The organism is Pseudomaricurvus sp. ABR4_320, from assembly GCF_056159445.1.
This window is the reverse complement of the sequence record NZ_JBSWVF010000013.1, coordinates 62,053-78,369: the sequence shown is the minus strand read 5'-3', so window position 1 is coordinate 78,369 and position 16,317 is coordinate 62,053. Positions and strand designations below refer to the sequence as shown.

Annotated in this window: 14 protein-coding genes; 2 read left to right on the top strand and 12 right to left on the bottom strand. The window is 51.1% G+C overall.

Going from position 1 to position 16,317, the window contains the following annotated elements; all coding sequences use genetic code 11:
* Positions 1-10 precede the first annotated feature (10 nt).
* Positions 11-1,309 (top strand): adenosylmethionine--8-amino-7-oxononanoate transaminase, encoded by a 1,299-nt coding sequence (bioA, locus tag ACXAFR_RS20945; protein WP_475180555.1) that lies wholly within the window; start codon positions 11-13, stop codon positions 1,307-1,309.
* Positions 1,310-1,330: 21 nt separating this feature from the next.
* Here bioA and ACXAFR_RS20940 read toward each other — a convergent pair whose 3' ends face one another.
* The 11 genes from ACXAFR_RS20940 to ACXAFR_RS20890 all read right to left on the bottom strand — a co-directional run bounded on the left by ACXAFR_RS20940 (position 1,331) and on the right by ACXAFR_RS20890 (position 13,871).
* Positions 1,331-3,010: a SpoIIE family protein phosphatase gene (locus tag ACXAFR_RS20940; protein ID WP_475180553.1), complete on the bottom strand. Its 1,680-nt coding sequence runs from the start codon at positions 3,008-3,010 to the stop codon at positions 1,331-1,333.
* 9 nt (positions 3,011-3,019) lie between these two features.
* Complete coding sequence (locus ACXAFR_RS20935) at positions 3,020-3,325, bottom strand: STAS domain-containing protein (RefSeq protein ID WP_475180551.1); 306 nt, start codon at positions 3,323-3,325, stop codon at positions 3,020-3,022.
* Positions 3,326-3,377: 52 nt separating this feature from the next.
* Entirely contained in the window at positions 3,378-4,475 is a 1,098-nt protein-coding gene (locus tag ACXAFR_RS20930) for a methyl-accepting chemotaxis protein (protein WP_475180548.1), read from the bottom strand.
* A gap of 289 nt (positions 4,476-4,764) precedes the next feature.
* Positions 4,765-5,781 (bottom strand): tryptophan--tRNA ligase, encoded by a 1,017-nt coding sequence (locus ACXAFR_RS20925; RefSeq protein ID WP_475180545.1) that lies wholly within the window; start codon positions 5,779-5,781, stop codon positions 4,765-4,767.
* A gap of 107 nt (positions 5,782-5,888) precedes the next feature.
* Positions 5,889-6,935, bottom strand: coding sequence for a CNNM domain-containing protein (locus ACXAFR_RS20920; RefSeq protein WP_475180543.1), 1,047 nt, complete (start codon positions 6,933-6,935; stop codon positions 5,889-5,891).
* A 181-nt stretch (positions 6,936-7,116) separates the two neighbouring features.
* Positions 7,117-9,777, bottom strand: coding sequence for an aminopeptidase N (gene pepN, locus ACXAFR_RS20915; protein WP_475180542.1), 2,661 nt, complete (start codon positions 9,775-9,777; stop codon positions 7,117-7,119).
* A gap of 62 nt (positions 9,778-9,839) precedes the next feature.
* Positions 9,840-10,673, bottom strand: a complete 834-nt coding sequence (locus ACXAFR_RS20910) for a DUF2797 domain-containing protein (RefSeq protein ID WP_475180539.1) — start codon at positions 10,671-10,673, stop codon at positions 9,840-9,842.
* 7 nt (positions 10,674-10,680) lie between these two features.
* Positions 10,681-10,959: a YeaC family protein gene (locus ACXAFR_RS20905; RefSeq protein ID WP_475180536.1), complete on the bottom strand. Its 279-nt coding sequence runs from the start codon at positions 10,957-10,959 to the stop codon at positions 10,681-10,683.
* Positions 10,960-10,964: 5 nt separating this feature from the next.
* Entirely contained in the window at positions 10,965-11,861 is an 897-nt protein-coding gene (locus ACXAFR_RS20900) for a rhomboid family intramembrane serine protease (RefSeq protein ID WP_475180535.1), read from the bottom strand.
* On the bottom strand, positions 11,861-12,826 hold the full coding sequence (locus ACXAFR_RS20895; RefSeq protein ID WP_475180533.1) for a metallophosphoesterase: 966 nt from the start codon (positions 12,824-12,826) through the stop codon (positions 11,861-11,863). Before ACXAFR_RS20895 ends, ACXAFR_RS20900 begins: the two co-directional genes overlap by 1 nt.
* Before the next feature lie 163 nt (positions 12,827-12,989).
* Positions 12,990-13,871, bottom strand: a complete 882-nt coding sequence (locus tag ACXAFR_RS20890) for an NAD(+) kinase (protein ID WP_475180531.1) — start codon at positions 13,869-13,871, stop codon at positions 12,990-12,992.
* Between the two features lie 99 nt (positions 13,872-13,970).
* Here ACXAFR_RS20890 and ACXAFR_RS20885 point away from each other — a divergent pair, with 99 nt between their 5' ends.
* Positions 13,971-14,972 (top strand): DUF1853 family protein, encoded by a 1,002-nt coding sequence (locus ACXAFR_RS20885; RefSeq protein ID WP_475180530.1) that lies wholly within the window; start codon positions 13,971-13,973, stop codon positions 14,970-14,972.
* Here ACXAFR_RS20885 and ACXAFR_RS20880 read toward each other — a convergent pair.
* Positions 14,969-15,889, bottom strand: a complete 921-nt coding sequence (locus ACXAFR_RS20880) for a 1-aminocyclopropane-1-carboxylate deaminase/D-cysteine desulfhydrase (protein WP_475180528.1) — start codon at positions 15,887-15,889, stop codon at positions 14,969-14,971. The genes ACXAFR_RS20885 and ACXAFR_RS20880 overlap by 4 nt on opposite strands.
* Between the last annotated feature and the right edge of the window lie 428 nt (positions 15,890-16,317).

Here is a 16,317-nt window from a genome sequence, read left to right as displayed (position 1 = left end):
CCGGGGCGATATGACTGTTACATCAATGACCGACGACGAGCTGCTGGCCTATGATCGTCAGCACATTTGGCACCCCTATTCGTCGTTTATCAACCCACCACCTGTGTACCCGGTAGCCCGCGCTCAGGGCTGTTATCTGGAACTCAACGATGGTCGCCAGCTGTTGGACGGCATGGCCTCCTGGTGGAGCGTTATCCACGGCTACAACCACCCCGTACTCAACGCTGCAGTGACAGAACAACTCCACAAAACCGCTCATGTGATGTTTGGTGGTTTGACCCACGAGCCAGCCGTTGCTCTCGCGAAAACACTGGTGGAAATCACACCCGCCGGGTTAGATAAAGTGTTTTTTGCGGATTCAGGCTCCGTGGCCGTCGAAGTCGCTTTAAAAATGGCTATCCAATATTGGCAGAGCCAGGGACACCCTCAAAAAGTACGTATGCTGGCACTCAAACGCGCTTACCATGGCGATACCTTCGGGGCCATGTCCGTGTGTGATCCCGTAACTGGAATGCATCAACTTTTCCAGGGAGCACTGGCACAACAGCTGTTTGCCGAAGCGCCTCCCGCGGGCTTTCACACGCCTCTTATGCCCGAATCACTCGATTCCATGGAGGCGCTGATCGCTCAGCATCACGCATCGCTGGCGGCAGTCATACTTGAACCTATCGTCCAAGGCGCCGGTGGCATGCGGTTTTATTCGCCCGACTATTTGCGCGGAATCAAACAGCTTTGCGACAAATATAATCTTCTACTGATTGCGGACGAAATCGCAACCGGGTTTGGTCGCACCGGTAAACTGTTTGCCTGTGAACATGCGGCCATAACACCAGATATTCTCTGCATCGGTAAAGCACTGACCGGAGGCTATATGAGCCTTGCTGCCACCCTCTGTAATGATCGGGTCAGCCAGGGGATATGCCAGGGTGCTGCCGGTGTATTTATGCACGGACCAACGTTCATGGCTAATCCGCTGGCAACGGCGACGGCCCTCGCCAGTGTCAGCTTGCTGCTCTCTTCAGACTGGCAGCAGAAAGTCTCTACCATCGAGCAAGGACTTGAACACGGACTAACACCCTGTCGATCACTGCCAAACGTCGCAGATGTGAGAGTGCTTGGCGCCATTGGCGTTGTTGAAATGAACACCGCCGTCGATATGGCCAGCATTCAGACAGCATTTATTGCTGAAGAGATCTGGGTACGTCCTTTCGGCAGACTGGTGTATGTCATGCCGCCCTATGTGATCACCGACGCAGAGATGCAGCGACTCACCTCCGCGATGGTCAAAGTATTGAGTTCGACCAAGTAGCGGAGCTGCCCCCTTTTACCACTAGTCCAATCGATAGAGTGCGGTCACAGTTCCATCGGGTTCATAACTCAGTGATTCGCAAAAATTTCTCACCAAAAAGATACCTCGCCCAGCGGCAGCGTCGGTGCTGATGTCCGCCTGCATCGCATGAACTGACGGATGATAACCATTGCAGGAATCGGACAATTTAAGTTGCAGGAGGTTGCGCGACGCACCAGAGAGGCTCATTTCAATTTGAATGAAACCGTCGACCAATTTATCCAAACGTTGCTGACGTTGATTATAATATTCGTCAAAGCCCTGGGAACTGGCTTTTAAATCAGAATCCAACGCCAGCAGACCATGCTCCAAGGAATTGTTGTAGAGTTCGCTCAGAATGAGAAACAGTACGTCCAGTTCTTGTCGTAGAGGTTCAAAAAACTCAACGTGACGAATGATGCTGAGAATAATATCAGGCTTCTTTAAATCTTCCGGTCCGAGATGAAAGTGCATTCGCCAGGGCAAACGCTGATAGTCTCGACTGGAATCCTGAAAATGCGAGGCGCTCGGTTGCGGATAGTCAATGGGATCGCAACGTAATTGAACGATCGAAAGGTCATCAGATTTTTCAGCGGTGCCGCGAAATTCATTGACACCCTGTACCATCGCCTGTAAATAATCCCCGTCGGTATTTTCCAAGAGCGCCTGCAAGCGCTCTTCGCCAAACAGCTCGCCATCACCGTTGCGACTCTCAATCACACCGTCAGTGTACATCAGCAGGTAAGAGCCGGGCTCCAACTCGGCTGTCCCAACACTGGCGTCAAACTCCTGGTCATTGAGAATACTGAGCGGCATGTGTTGAGATCCAATTCGCTGCAAACCACGGCCATCAGGACGTATTACCAACAGATCGTTCATTCCTCCGGACCAATAAGTCAATCGACGTCCAGTGGAAGACATTTCTATCAGAGCCGCGCAAAAAAACATGCTATCCGGCAGTAAATTGCGCAATTTAAAATTGAGTTCCGACGCAAGCTCCGTAAGGCTGGCACGCTTTCGTGTCATCGCATAAAAAATATCTGCTACCGGCATACAGCCCATCGCTGCGGCCAGACCATGTCCGGTAAAATCCCCGAGTAAGACATACACACCACCGGAACCGCTGGGCGCAGATAAGACCAGATCGCCGTTAAACATCGACAGTGGCGAACAGTGAATTGAGAGGTTGGGACAGCGCGTCGAAATGCGGTGAATGCTGTTTCGGAAAATGTGATCTACAATCAGATGCTCGCGATCTGTGGCTATTTTGTACAGCGACAATTCCCGATGAGACTGTTCCAATTGATTGTATAGAGCCACTGTTCGCATGTGCGCACTGACTTTAGCAATCAGTAAGCGTTCGGAAATTGGCTTAAGAATAAAATCCTCGCCCCCCGCTGAAATGCATTCGGCGAGCTGATCCTCTTCATCCAGAGCTGTTACAAAAATCACCGGGATAAAGCGGTCTGAATAATGCGACTTAATCTGACGACAGGTTTCGATGCCGTTCATGACCGGCATACGAATATCCATTAAAATGAGTTCAATGGTTGGCTCAGTGTCCAACAGCTCAAGCGTCGCCTGACCACTGTCGGCAATTATACACGGGTAGTCATAATCTTCGAGTATGATCTTAAGCAGCTCTCGATTGGTGGCGAGATCATCGACAATTAGAATGGCCATGTCGCGCCCTTAATCGATGGCAAACTTTTTATCGAAGCGGCTGATGGCAAAAATCTTCTGAAGTTGCTGATTGGGATTTATCAAATGATATTCACTGCAACGTCCATCCCAGAATCGCTGCATATTAATAAGCATGCCCAGTGCAGAGCTGTCCATAAATCGCGTTCTTCGAAAATCGACTATCAGTTTTTTTAACGCACCGGAACTGATTTTTTCATAGGAATGTCGAAACTCGTCAACACAACCAAAGTCAAATTTCTCATCCAGAATAATGGTGCATTCATCTGGAATATTCGAAACTACCGTAATTGTCATCTGTCATTTCCATTATCATTTAACTGCGAAAGAACGTCATCAGACAAACACATCAAAACAAGTCAGGCTCATTTTCCGCCGGCACCTCGGCGTCTGCGGCATGATGGGTTTCCAACAATTGCTGCATCGAGTTCAACGCCTCGGACACTTCGCCACCCGTACTTTCTAGGTTGTTGGTAACCAAACCAAGAATCGACTCCAAAACCGCTAACGTTTTGGCAACCCGCGCGTTTTGTTGAATGATAATATCACCAAATTGCAACGCGGTAATGACTTGAAAAACATCCTGCTGTATTTGACCGTTAACGCCACTGATTTTCTCTACGCCCGCAGACACTTCGGTATTTACAGATTCTAACCGCTGTAACATACCATCCAGATGTCCTTTCGCATCTATCGCGATATTCATATCCAATGCAGCAATCTCACCGACGACCGTTTCCACTTTATGCATTGTGGCGTTTGCCAGTTCTGCTTTGCTACGAATGTCCTCATTTAATGATGAAGAATCTCTGGATAGCTTTCGAACCTCATCGGCGACAACGGCGAAACCTCTACCAGATTCCCCAGCCCTCGCCGCCTCAATCGCGGCGTTTAAGGCCAGCAGATTGGTTTGATCGGCTATACGACGGATGTGATTTATGGTCGCAAACATACTGTCAAAGTGTTCAACCATATCGCGAATATTATGTACAGCATTGACGCTTTTCTCACTGACATCCACAAATAGCTGTACGTAGTCATCGAGAATCTTGCCCACCTCGTTCGCGAAATGTGCAATGGTCACGTCTTCTTCAGCGATATTGTTCTCAGAACTACCGGAAATCCGTCCCAGGATTTCCATCATAATTTCTTGCTGCTCGTGAGAACGGCCGTTGATGTCCTGAAAACTTGCAGAGAGATTGCCGACGTTATTTTCCACATTGCCACGCAGCTCTTCACAATTCTCTAATGAGTCACGGCACAGACTTTCGCAGTGTTCTACCGCCTTTAATAAAAATTGATTCTGTTCCTCATTAGCGTCTTCAGCGACGGGAAGCTCTCGCTGCGAAGGTCCTTGTGCTTTCCAACGCAAAAACCAACCGCTGAGTGCGAGAGCGATCAGCATGCCTATAGAGGAAGCATAATCTTCGCGCCATAAAATAGACAAGAGTAGACCGCCCCAGACAATTCCCAGGAAAGCGACGAGCAGAAGCTCTGACTTCTTTACGTCGATAGCAGAAAAAAACCGGGGACCTGTTCGCAGTGGTAGCCCAACCCTAAAATATTATTAAACCCTTGTTACACAAAGATTAGTTGGGAAGACTATGTTCGGCCACTGGTCGACAATGAACAAGACGCCAAGTCGTTCAAGCAAAGAAGACTTGGCACTTGGTTCTACGAGGTTAGAGAAAAACCCGTGTAGGCAGGCGTTAAAAAGAATGATCAGTCAACAAAAACTACTTCGCCAGCGATGCAATGCCCACAGCCTCTCGGCACTGGGCGATCATCGGACGACTGTAGGACCGGGCTTTTTCTGCTCCTGCCGTCAAAATTTCTTCAATCTTTGACGGGTTATCCAGCAACCCTTGATAGGTTTCTCTGGCATCGCCTATTTCATCATTTACAAGCTCAAACAACTGCTTTTTCGCCTCGCCCCAGGCAATACCATCGGCAAAGGCTTGGCGCATCGTTGCCGTTTTTTCGGCATCGGCAAATGCACTCCAAATCTGAAACACGGTCGATGAATCCGGATCTTTGGGCTCCCCCGGCTCGAGCAAATTGGTTTTAATTTTGTTGATGTGTTTTTTAAGCTGCTTTTCGGGCAAAAACAACGGGATGGTGTTGCCGTAACTTTTGCTCATTTTGCGGCCATCAAGGCCCTGCAAAACCGCGACATTGTCGTCAACAACCGCTTCGGGTAAAAGAAAGGTTTCACCGAAATGATGATTAAACCTGCCAGCAATGTCACGCGCCATTTCAACGTGCTGAATTTGATCTTTACCCACGGGAACTTTGGTCGCGTTGAACATTAAAATATCGGCCGCCATCAAAACCGGATAGCTGTAAAGCCCCATCGTAATACCAAAATCCGGGTCCTCTCCCGCTTCCTGATTGGCCGCCACGGACGCTTTGTACGCATGGGCCCGATTCATCAATCCTTTTGCCGCCATGCAGGTCAATAGCCAGCAGAGTTCAGGAATCTCAGGGACATCGGACTGACGATAGAAAATGGCTTTATCGGTATCCAGCCCCAATGCTAACCAGGTTGCCGCAATTTCCAGCGTAGATTGATGAACCTGCTTGGGGTCGTGGCATTTCACCAGTGCGTGATAGTCTGCCAGGAAATAGAATGACTGATTGTCAGGATTCAAACTGGCCTGTATGGCTGGCCGGATTGCGCCAACATAATTGCCCAGGTGAGGTGTGCCGGTGGTGGTAATTCCTGTCAGTGTGCGCGGTAATTCAGACGTCATCGGTGTTGCTTCTCTGCCCCGTGTTTATGATTTTCGTCAAGCCAAATGGCGCTTGACTCACGAGCGCATGATACAGGCAGAGGCGTGTACCTGCTAGCCACAGCGCATTACTCGTCGATGTCGGTTCCCTTACGCTTGGCCCGGCGTTTCCAGAGCTTGCGAGCCAATAACTGCATGTCGACGACTTTGTCACTCTCGTCGACGATCTCCAAGCCCAACAGGGTTTCGATGACGTCTTCCAGGGTCACAATGCCTTTCAGGTCACCGTATTCATCAATGACCGCAGCGATTTGCATGTTAGCTGTGGTCATCGTCTCGTAGGCCTGCAGGACACTGATACCGTCGTAAAGCGCCGTTAAACTGCGGCTCAAACTGCTGAGTGGGGTATCGCCCCGCCCTTCCGCCACGGCTTCCAAAAGGTCACTGCGAAGAACAAAGGCCGAGGTATCGTCCGGCTGTTCGGTAAATACTGGAATGCGCGAAAACTGCTTGTTCTTGTAATCCGTTAGATAGCCGCTCGCAGTCAAATCTTCCTTGAGTGAAAAAACGACTGCGCGTGGCGTCATAATCTGACGAATGGGGGTTTCTTGAAGGGCGAACACATTGCGCAGTATTTTTGACTCGTGCTCAGCGAGTTCGCCAGCCTGCTCCCCGAGATCGGCCATGGTCGCCATTTCATGACGGGTAATTTCTGTGGTTTCACCATGGGTAATGCCTTTGGTCAACCATTCCGAGAGTTTGACAAATGGATAGAGCAACGGCACCAGCCAACGCAAGGTCATCACCACTGGACGCGCCAACGGCCGCCAGTAGTGTGCGCCCAGAGTTTTCGGAATAATTTCAGAGAACACCAGAATAAGCAGCGTCATGACCACAGACACAATGCCCAGATAGGCGTTACCGAAGACTGCCGCGGCTTGCGCTCCGACGCCAGCTGCTCCGATTGTGTGAGCGATGGTATTGAGTGTGAGAATCGCCGCCAGCGGCTTGTTGATGTCGTCTTTCAGGCGACGCAATTGCTGCCCCATCGCCGGATCCTGCTCTTCCATCAACGCGACATAAGGACGGCTGATACTTAACAGCACCGCCTCTGACACTGAGCAATAGAATGAAAAGATCAATGCTGAAAAAAGAAAGATCAGCAGAAGCAACATCGGGAAGTATCCAGTCAAACGAGTGAAGTGACTGTTACGCGGGATTGTTTTCCTCAGTTCACCTGTCTAGGCGGATTCTCCCTCAGAGAGCCAGGGCGCCAAACACGCTCTAAGAACACGAGTATGGTTGGCGTCATTGTTTAGAAAGCCGGTGGCAATCTATGGATCTTTATGGCGTTGCCTAGATGCTCTTACTGGCGACTTCAAACACATCGTTTGATAAGTCTGGTGCCGACAAAACGCGCTGGAGGGCGGCCTTCATCAGCTCACGACGCTCTCCCTTAAGTTTGCGCCACTTGGTTAGCGGGGTCAGCTGCCGACTGGCGATCTGAGGATTGAGGCCATCAAGCTCGATCACCTGATCCGCCAGGAAGTTGTAACCAGACCCGTCCGAATCGTGGAAATTAATCATATTGCCGTTACAAAACGCGCCGATCAACGACCGTACCTTGTTGGGGTTGCGAATATCAAACGCCTCGTGCGACATCAACTTGCGCACCCGCTCAAGACCGCCGGGTAATTGACTGCCGGCTTGAACCATCAACCATTGATTGACCACGAGCGCTTCTTTATGCCAACGGTCGTAGAATCTCTCCAGCGCATCCTGGCGACGGGCTTCAGCTCCATCGGCAGGATCATTAACCAGGGCCGATAATGCCGCAAGTTCGTCCGTCATATTGGTGGCATTGCAGAGCTGATGCCAGGCCAGATCACTGCTGCTGGCATCCGCCAACATCAAATACCCCAAACAAATATTTTTCAAACTGCGTTCAGCAATCGCTTCGGCGCTGACGGAAAACGGTTTATCGGTTGTGCAAGCATGGTAGGTTTTCAGCAATAGCTCCCGCAGTTCACCGGCAAGGATACGACGCACTTCGCGCCGCGCGTGATGAATGGCCTCAACGTCAATGACGTCAGCAATCTCACACAAATAGGCTTCGGTCGGAAGCTGCAATGCCAATGCGACCATCGCTTTATCCAGAGTCGTATCCTGCAGCAGATTGGCGAAGGCATTGATCAATAGAGAATCTACCGCGATGGTCTTCCCTTCTTGGTAACAGGTCATGGCGTCGTTCAGAACGGCTACAGCAAGAGACTGACCGGCATCCCAACGGCTGAAACCGTCGCAATCGGCGCTCATAATCCGCATCAAATCCGAACGGCTGTACTCATAGTTGAGTTTTACCGGCGCGGAGAAACCTCTCAGCAACACGGGAACCGGCTTTTCATCGAGGCCTTCAAATACAAATTGCTGTTCTGCGGCTGTCAGCTCCAGCACACAACTCTGATCGGCAGCGACGGTTGTGTCACTGTCGGCGAGAGTCATCGGGAGATTCCCGTCTTTGCCGAGAAGCCCGACCGCCACGGGGATATGGTACGGCTCTTTTGCCGACGCTTTTGACTCAGGTGTGTCGGTCGCCGACTGAACCAAGGTCAACGTGTAACGGCCCGTCGCGGCATCAAAGTGATCTGTGGCTTTGATCCGGGGAGTACCCGCCTGGCTGTACCAGAGAGTAAACTGGGAGAGATCTCGACCGGAAACCTCGGCCATGGCACCGACAAAATCCTCAATGGTTGCCGCCTCGCCATCGTGACGTTCAAAGTAGAGATCGGAACCGCGTCGAAACATCTCCTCACCAAGCAGTGTGTGTAGCATGCCCACCACTTCGGCACCCTTTTCATACACGGTCAGGGTATAAAAATTGGAAATCTCAATAAAGGAGCCGGGCCGCACCGGATGCGCCATAGGGCCGGCATCCTCTGCAAATTGCAGCGTCCGCAACAGGCTGACATCTTCAACGCGCTTGACCGTGGCCGAATTCATATCGGCGGAAAACTGTGCGTCGCGAAAGACGGTGAAACCCTCTTTAAGACTCAATTGAAACCAGTCCCGACAGGTTACCCGGTTGCCGGACCAGTTGTGGAAATACTCGTGAGCAACGACCCCCTCAACACGCTGAAAGCCGGCGTCAGTAGTGGTCTCTGGCTTGGCTAAAACGCAGGACGTATTGAAGATATTCAGCCCCTTGTTTTCCATCGCGCCCATATTGAAATCGTCGACCGCAACAATCATAAAGATGTCCAGATCGTACTCACGACCGTAGACCTTTTCGTCCCAACGCATGGCGTTCTTGAGGGAGCGCATGGCGTGATCGCACTTATCAAGGTCCTTACTTTCGACAAATATCTGTAAGGTAATTTCACGTCCGCTGCAGGTGACAAATTTGTCTTCAATATGATCGAGATCACCTGCAACCAACGCGAAGAGGTATGCGGGTTTGCGGAAAGGGTCGTGCCAAGTTACCTGATGACGGCCATCGTCGAGATCACTGGTTTCGACGCAATTACCATTGGACAACAAAATAGGATAGGTCGCCTTATTGGCGACGATACTGGTGGTAAACTCACTGAGCACGTCCGGCCGATCCAAATAGTAGGTGATCCGGCGAAAACCCTCCGCTTCACACTGAGTGCAAAACATCGCACGCGATTTGTACAAGCCTTCCAGACTGGTGTTGCTGGCAGGGTCTATTTCAACTTCGGTCACCAATTCGAACTCGTCTTCGACTTCGTTAATGGTGAGATCTGTCGCTGTGACTTGATAGCGTTCCGGCGATAATTTCTGGCCGTTGAGTTCCACGCGCAGGAGCGACATTTTTTCGCCATCCAACACCAGCGGCGCCTGAGGGTTGTCGGCCAGAGGATTACGGCGGATCTTCAGTCGGCTTTCGACCAACGTATTGTTCGGTTGCAGATCGAAATGCAGATAGGTCTGATCAATCAGGAAATCCGGAACCTGATACTCTTTGAGAAAAATGGTTTTGGGTGATGCGTCTTTCATAATCAATCTCGGTTATCGAGGCCGCGGCCGACCTCGCGTGACGGCATTGCTGTCGCCTGAGTTCAGGCCGCGGCAAAAAATTCTATTTGGTAAGACGTAAACTTACGGATGTTAATGACGCCGCTGTCCATGATGAGGTATTGCCCTTTTATTCCCTGTAGCACCCCTTCGGCAACAGGATTCTTATCGAGGTTATGGGATGCGATCTTGACCGGATATTCTAGCACGGGAAATTCAAACCCATGATCATCGATCGTTTCGACCCACTCTACGGCATCGGCACCGAAACGGTTCTGCAAATCATCAATATTTGTTTGAAATTGCTCGACCACCTGAGCGCCGACGGCGCGTAAATCTTGAGTTTGCCCCGCGCCCTGTAACATTTTACGCCAATTTGTTTTATCCGGAAGCCGAGCTTTTAGAGCATCTTCCAGCAACCCGGCGAGATACCTCGTACGCGTACGAGCTATCGGCAATGCCTGCGTGGCGCCCTGATCTATCCAGCGCACAGGTACCTGGCTATGACGAGTAATGCCCACTTTTACGTCCGATGAATTCGCCAGGTAAACCACATGATCAGCCATGCAAAACTGTTCAGCCCATTCAGGCTCACGACAAGTCCCGGCATCGTAGTGACACTTTTCGGGGCTGACAATACAGCTGTCACAGCACGCCAGCGAACGAAAACAGGGATAGCAAAAACCCTGGTTGAAACTCTTTTTCGTTTTACGACCACATTCCCGACAGTGTATTTGACCGAGAAAATGTAGCCCGATACGACGCCCGATCAGCGGATTTAATTCAATCCTCTGCTCGTCCAGAGGCAATCGATACGCCACGGGCGACGACGCCGCGACGTCCATTTTGGACAGATGCCCCCTACCTAACAGTTCCATAAGGCGTTTAGTGCCACTTCAGAGGTTTGTCTTCTACAACCGGCGACTCGGGTTCCGCAACCTCTCCGGATTCTCCGCAATGTTGGTGGGGCTTCGGAGGGATGTAACCCGTGCGCTCTTCCACTGGCACGTGTCGTAACTCGTACGCTATTACGGCCTGCATGCAGTTTTCCCGCTGCTCAGCACTCAGGCGTTCGCCGTTGGCCCATTTGCCGAGTTCAACGGCGCGCTTCAGCTGTTCGTAGATTTCTGGCGTGATTGATCCCAGCAGTTGTTCAATATCCATAGACATTACCCGTTTTTACCTTTGCGCCCGATATCGGCCAGAATGGCCATCAGTACGCCAGCGATCAAACCGCCCACGTGGGCCGCATTAGCAATGCTGCCCTGCATAAACACATTGACGGCACCGGTCATACACAGTACGAGCCAGACCAGCATAAATCCGATGATTCCATTGGGAATCTGTAACTCTGGATGTGGCCGCAGGCGGTTATAAATCCACAGATACCCCATCAACCCATAGAGTACTCCTGATAGACCACCAAACAAGCCCGGCCCCGACCAGAAGTACTGACACAAGTTGCTGAACACGCCAATTCCGAGAATCAGCCCAATCAGTTTTGCGCTGCCAAATACCCGCTCCAGACGGCGTCCAAATTCCCACACCCATAACCCGTTAAAGAGTATGTGCAGAAGACCAAAATGCAAAAAAATGGGTGTAAAGAGCCGCCAGTATTGGCCCTGACGCAAGCCTTCAGAGACGCCTTCAAAGGCGACCCGATCACCGATGACATACAGTGGCTGAAACGTAAAATTCGCCACCCAGGAAAACGAATGATCCAGCCCGATCAGTAAGGCGCCGAGGATGCCAAAGTATATCGTCAGCAGTGTGACCGGAAAATGATTGAGCAGTGTCAGCGCAACGCTCAGTTTCTGCCGAATTTGCCAATCGCGAACGGTTGTTTTGGGCTCTTCGCTGACAAACTCTTCGACGTCACCGGCAGCCAAGCGATCCAATACGCCCTGCAATAGAGTGATATCCACCTGCTCCGGCACCCAAAGGCACTGCCCTCCGGCCTCTTCGGTGATGCGATGAGGAATGGCATGACGCCGCAGGGTGCGTACCAGCGGCATGAGGTTTTGCTCCACCGGATACATGTGGACTTTCTGCCAGCGCGTCGCCATCAGGGATCAACATATACCCAGGAGAAATGCTCCGGAGTCAGTACCGCTTCACCGCGGAAGGTGTAAGCGGTCAAACGACCAAAGTTGACCGCACTGTAATCCAGGCAGGCAATATTGTCTTTAAGTGGCGCCGGGCGGCCTTTCATCCAGTAGTGCCCGAAAAATACGGGAGGTTCTGCCTCTCCGTAATGGACCAACTGAGTTTTATGATGCTTTTGCAATTTGTTTTCTGCCACTTCGTAAGGTAACGGATCCGGCTGAAATACCACATCCGCGTATGTTTCCGGGCTCTGTGCCCAGAACTTCGTACGAAAAAAACGCCGAATAAAGCCATCCTTACCTTGCAGTTGCATTCCGTCTGGCAACGGCATACTGGTGCCACGCGTCAGACGGTCCACCGTCTGGCTCTCCAAGGTCCCTTTCACTTTAGACGCTTCGATAAAGTCTTCGTTGATGCCGTCTTCTGGATACTGTGTCAGATAACGATCGACCAACTGCTGATCCCAGCAAGCGTGAACCACCCGGAAATTGACGCCCTGTAAAAACAACGGCAAGGTCGACATCCACTGGGTAAACTGGCGCCACAGGTCACCGTAGCGGCCAAACTGACGCAGAGTTTCACGCATCAGCTTAAGCAGTCGTTCCGGCAATTGATTTTGCTCCCCCGCCTCCAACAACTGGAAGATCTCCTCGCGAAAACGAACGGCGTTGTATTCGTGGTTGCCTAACACCATGAGAGCCTGCCCCTCCTGATGCATGCGATACACAAGATCCAGAGTCTCACGAATCATCGGACCACGGTCAATCAAATCACCGACAAAAATGGCGCGACGCTCCGGGTGGCAATAGGTGCCATTGCGCGACTGGTACCCAAGCCGCTGCAACAATTTTACCAACGGCTCATAGCAACCATGCACATCGCCTATGATATCGACCTGACAACGGTCAGCTAACGCTGGATGCACTCAGACTTCCTCTCCCATGCGGTATTGATCGCTGGCTTCGACACCGCCGTGCCATTTTTAATGTGGGTAAACTGGACAAACGCCCGGCGAAATACGGACGTGTACATAAACTGCGCAAAAAGACGCCGACATCACCCCTGGGTGGCATTGTCGTAAACACCATCTACTCCCCCAACTTACTGCCCCACCCCAGCTTGCTGCGGCAGGTCTCATAAAAATTATGGTTGAGTGGATGAATTAAATGCAGTTTGTAAGGCTTTTTATGAACGTGAATCTCATCGCCGGGATTGGTTACCACATGATTCTGGCCATCGCAGGTCACATGGGGATAGGCACTGTTGTGCTCGCCGACATTGACACGAATTTCACTGTTGCCGTCAATCACAATAGGTCGACTGCTGAGTGTATGGGGATGCATGGGCACAATAACAATGGCATCGAGTTTTGGATGCATGATTGGCCCCCCCCCACTCAATGCATAAGCCGTCGATCCTGTTGGCGTCGAAATAATCAATCCGTCGGAGCGCTGGCTGTAGACAAATTGCCCATCGATGTAGAGTTCGAATTCGATCATGCGGATAAAGCGACCCGGATGGATCACCACATCATTTAATGCATCACCACCGCCAATGATCGTACCCAGTCGGACCACCGATGCATCGAGTAAAAACCGCGCCTCCATGGTGTAGTGCCCGTTGAGCACCTCCATAACTCGGTTTTCGATATCATCCGGCGTTATATCCGTGAGGAAACCCAGACGGCCACGATTGACGCCGAGCAACGGAACACCGTATTTTGCCAGGGTACGCGCCGCCCCCAGCAAGCTGCCGTCGCCGCCGACCACTGTCACCAAGTCACAGCGAGTTCCCATAGCTTCTACAGAGACTGTCGGTAGCTGATTATCGGGAATGGTCTTGGCCACTTCCTCATCAAGGAGGATATCGATACCCTCCTGCTGGAGAAAGCGAATCATACGTTTCAACGTATAGAGCGCACGATCACTGCCGGGACGACCGACAAGACCAATTTTTTTGAATTCCGTCATGAGCGGACTCTGAGATACGAAAAGTCTGGTTATTATAGCGATTTGACCACTACAAGTCAGACTTTCATTACCGAAATAAATGACAAGCAACTGATTTGTATGGAAATAACCTTTAACAACCTGCTGCCAGAACTCAAGCACCCCCTGGTCCGAGATCTCGCCTGGAGCATCTTCAGCCCATCACTGATTAAAAAAAGTGCAAACTTATCAATCTCTAGCCATGTGCAACCGCTGACCGACGCAGCCCAAGAATTTCTTTTGGCGCTCGATCACACACCGTTAGATTTGACGACATACATTGGAAAAACCGCCACAGGCCGCCTCGGTTTTTATTTTGAAAAACTTTGGCAATATTGGCTGATCAATGGCCCTTACGCGAACCGGTCGCAACGGGAATACCGCTTTAACCAACCGTTTCATCTGGCGAACAAAACGCTGGGCGAGGCCGATCTTTTGGCCTACGACACAAAAGCCCTGCGGCTGGAACACAGCGAGCTTGCCGTCAAGTTCTTTCTTGGGGTTGCGTCCACTTCCGCAGAAAATACAGTGGATTATTCCTGGGTTGGCCCAGGACAAAAAGACCGCTTAGACAAAAAGATCGAACACCTGACCCATCGCCAACTAAGATTGCTCGAGAACCCTGCAGTTATTTCCCTCTTGCCATCAAATTGGCAGACGAACACTCTGACACGTTCTGCGATTGTCAAAGGTCGTCTTTTTCACCCATTTCAACAGCAACTCCCGCTGCCAGACTATGTCAACGATGATCACGAATCCGGCGAATGGTTACGCCTGCAGGAACTGTCCCAGCTGATTGCACGCTGCCAGGAACAAAATCACCTGGACGAGCAGACCTATTGGTGCATGCTAGCCCGGCATCAGTGGTTCGCGCCACTGAGCCTGCAGATGACGCCCGCCTCAGGTCAGGCTCACGTTTTTAATGCACCACAGCTGATCAACCAGGCCAGCCATCTGCTGTCCCAGGAAAACGATCGTCCGCAACAACTGGTTCGGCTGCAGAGAAGCGGCAGCACACTGACTGAACAGGCTCGCTATTTTATCGTGCCCAACCATTGGCCAAGGGAAATTTCCAGAACTTAAGAGACCGAGCTCTTCATCAGTTCTGGAAAGCCCCGTCGCCCCTGCAAGCCCCCCGTGTGCAACAGCACGACCTGATGCCCTTCTGGCCAATAGCCCTGTGCCGCCAGAGAGACAACACCAGCAACCATTTTACTGGTATAAACAGGCTCCAGAGGAACGCCAGTAAATCGCTCAAAATCGACCGTAAACTGTAGCAATTCCGTATCCGCCCGACCAAATCCCCGGCCACAGAAGTCATCTGTCACGGAAAGCTTACCTCGTCCACCCTGCTCGCCACCGGCCATGCACGCGAGTGAATGTCGATAGCCTTCACGCTGATCGCCCAGTTTCAATGCCGAAAACCCGAGCAAAGATTCACCCTTTTGAGACTCGGACCAGAGTCCCGCCAACGTCGTTCCAGAACCACAGGCAACACAGAGCGTCGCAGCCTGTAAATCCACCTGTTCTCTCAAGCTTCGCTGAAGATGTTGGCACCCAACCATCCCCTCGGGACCTGCGCCCCCTTCCGGCACCATCAAAAAATGGTTGCCATAGCGACGCAATAACTCATCACAATATTCCGGGTCGTCACGCCGTCGGTAATCAGCTCTGCTGACAAAGTCCAACGTCATACCCCAACGCTCACAATCCAGTAATGTTGGCGACAACCGCTCAGGTTTATGGCCTCGAACCACGCCAACGGTTGGAATTCCCAGGCAGTATCCAAGGGCGGCTGTTGCATGCAGGTGATTGGAATAATAACCGCCAAACGTGAGCCAGCCTGTCTTGCTCTGCTCGCGCAACTGCAGCCAATAGCCCCACAATTTATAAAGTTTATTGCCAGATACTCGAGGGTCTAACCGGTCTTCGCGCTTAATCGACAGACGAATGCCAGTATCCAGTAGATTGGGATGTTGCAATTCTTGGGGGGGATTCATAGCGGCCCAGTGATCAGGGCCGCGAGAAAAAAACTCAGTAAAGTTCACCGGGGAGAGCGTCTAGACATCTTTTCCAAACGCTCACAATCGCTAAGGTTGCGATCAAACTTCCCGATATTCCTCACTGTGCAGATCGTCATCAAATTCCTCGTAGAGATCTTCGAGGATATCTTCCAGATAATCCTGCATAGGTTCACCTCCTTATTGTATTTATTGCGTTCCCGCGAAAGGTTCCACGCGACAAACTTCAATAACGTGCCGCAATGACCAAACCTCATTCGCGGAGAACAGTGACAGATCATATGACCTGTAAATGAACTCTTTATGAAAGATTTAGACTATTTAGCTATAAATGTCCAGTCTTTCTGACATCAAATACGCCTCAAGGTTCACACAAGTGTCACACTCAGCAACATACTGCCATTCAA

What these genes read in the sequence shown, in the direction of transcription:
- ACXAFR_RS20880 (WP_475180528.1), bottom strand. Translation starts at nt 15,889, where the DNA reads ATGAATCCCCCCCAAGAATTGCAACATCCCAATCTACTGGATACTGGC.
- ACXAFR_RS20905 (WP_475180536.1), bottom strand. Translation starts at nt 10,959, where the DNA reads ATGGATATTGAACAACTGCTGGGATCAATCACGCCAGAAATCTACGAA.
- bioA (WP_475180555.1), top strand. Translation starts at nt 11, where the DNA reads ATGACTGTTACATCAATGACCGACGACGAGCTGCTGGCCTATGATCGT.
- ACXAFR_RS20900 (WP_475180535.1), bottom strand. Translation starts at nt 11,861, where the DNA reads ATGGCGACGCGCTGGCAGAAAGTCCACATGTATCCGGTGGAGCAAAAC.
- ACXAFR_RS20885 (WP_475180530.1), top strand. Translation starts at nt 13,971, where the DNA reads ATGGAAATAACCTTTAACAACCTGCTGCCAGAACTCAAGCACCCCCTG.
- ACXAFR_RS20910 (WP_475180539.1), bottom strand. Translation starts at nt 10,673, where the DNA reads ATGGAACTGTTAGGTAGGGGGCATCTGTCCAAAATGGACGTCGCGGCG.
- ACXAFR_RS20920 (WP_475180543.1), bottom strand. Translation starts at nt 6,935, where the DNA reads ATGTTGCTTCTGCTGATCTTTCTTTTTTCAGCATTGATCTTTTCATTC.
- ACXAFR_RS20890 (WP_475180531.1), bottom strand. Translation starts at nt 13,871, where the DNA reads ATGACGGAATTCAAAAAAATTGGTCTTGTCGGTCGTCCCGGCAGTGAT.
- ACXAFR_RS20940 (WP_475180553.1), bottom strand. Translation starts at nt 3,010, where the DNA reads ATGGCCATTCTAATTGTCGATGATCTCGCCACCAATCGAGAGCTGCTT.
- ACXAFR_RS20925 (WP_475180545.1), bottom strand. Translation starts at nt 5,781, where the DNA reads ATGACGTCTGAATTACCGCGCACACTGACAGGAATTACCACCACCGGC.
- pepN (WP_475180542.1), bottom strand. Translation starts at nt 9,777, where the DNA reads ATGAAAGACGCATCACCCAAAACCATTTTTCTCAAAGAGTATCAGGTT.
- ACXAFR_RS20935 (WP_475180551.1), bottom strand. Translation starts at nt 3,325, where the DNA reads ATGACAATTACGGTAGTTTCGAATATTCCAGATGAATGCACCATTATT.